The organism is Acinetobacter sp. WCHAc060033 (assembly GCF_004209125.1).
Lineage (GTDB): Bacteria > Pseudomonadota > Gammaproteobacteria > Pseudomonadales > Moraxellaceae > Acinetobacter > Acinetobacter wuhouensis.
The window spans coordinates 1-962 of sequence record NZ_SGSW01000159.1 but is presented as its reverse complement, the minus strand read 5'-3'; the positions used below and the strand labels follow the sequence as shown (position 1 = coordinate 962).

Genomic DNA, 962 nt, shown 5'->3' with positions numbered 1-962 from the left:
ACAAAAGAAAAGGCACAAAAAGCTAAAATCGTTTCCAAAATAAAATCCAAAAATTAATAAACTATTTGGCTAGTTTGATAAATATCTTCAAGATATATCTAGAACATTTGTGCACGCTTTTTGATATTGATTCAATGTTATGCCATAACAACGTTTAAACCATCGACCTAGATGACTTTGATCAGAAAAACAAAGATATGAAGCAACAGTTGTTGCTGATAATCCTTTTCTTAACAATTCTTTTGCCTTATTTAAACGGAGTTGGATCAGATATTGATGTGGAGAACAGTTAAAGTTTTTTTTAAATACACGGTTAATATAAAAACGATCTGTTTTCACCAATGTTGAGAGTGTTTGTAAGTCTAAATCATGAAAGAGACTTTCATGTAAAATTTCTTTTAGCTTTAATGCAATATTAGGTAATGTCTGGATAGACTTTTCACGTTTATATAAAATTTTTTTATTTACTAAGTTTTCTAATAAAAGATCTAAATACGTATCTTTCATCAATTGAGATTCATTGTTATTCAATATATTGTAGGTTGAAAGTATCAAATGTGAAAGTTGAGGATCAGAACGTAGGGTTGATTCGATAGCAAGTTCGATAGGCTCATTAAATATTCCTTCATAGCTTTTTTTTAACCATGCTGGATCTAAATGCATCATTTTATAAGTGAAGCCGAGAGGATCTGGTGCATTACCATCATGAACTTCTTCAGGTTCAAGCATGAAAGTTTGACCTTGATAGCTATCAATAATTTTTTTTCTACAATTGAATTGTTGATGTCCTAACTCTGTTACCCCTATAAGATAACTTGAGTGTAGATGAGGATCGTATGCAAAGCCTTTGAAGTGGGCATGAATTAGTTCTATACCTGTAGACTTATCCTGTGTGACATTGACCCAATTGCTCATATTTACTTAATTAGTCCTAATGGATTTAGCTTATCAAAAATTATCTA

The 962-nt window shown here is 30.7% G+C and carries 1 protein-coding gene; it reads right to left on the bottom strand.

The features are described from left to right. Nucleotides 1–87: 87 nt before the first annotated feature. Nucleotides 88–915 carry an AraC family transcriptional regulator gene (locus EXE10_RS21060; protein WP_000073658.1) on the bottom strand — a complete coding sequence of 276 codons (828 nt, stop codon included), beginning with the start codon at nucleotides 913–915 and terminating at the stop codon, nucleotides 88–90. Nucleotides 916–962 lie beyond the last annotated feature (47 nt).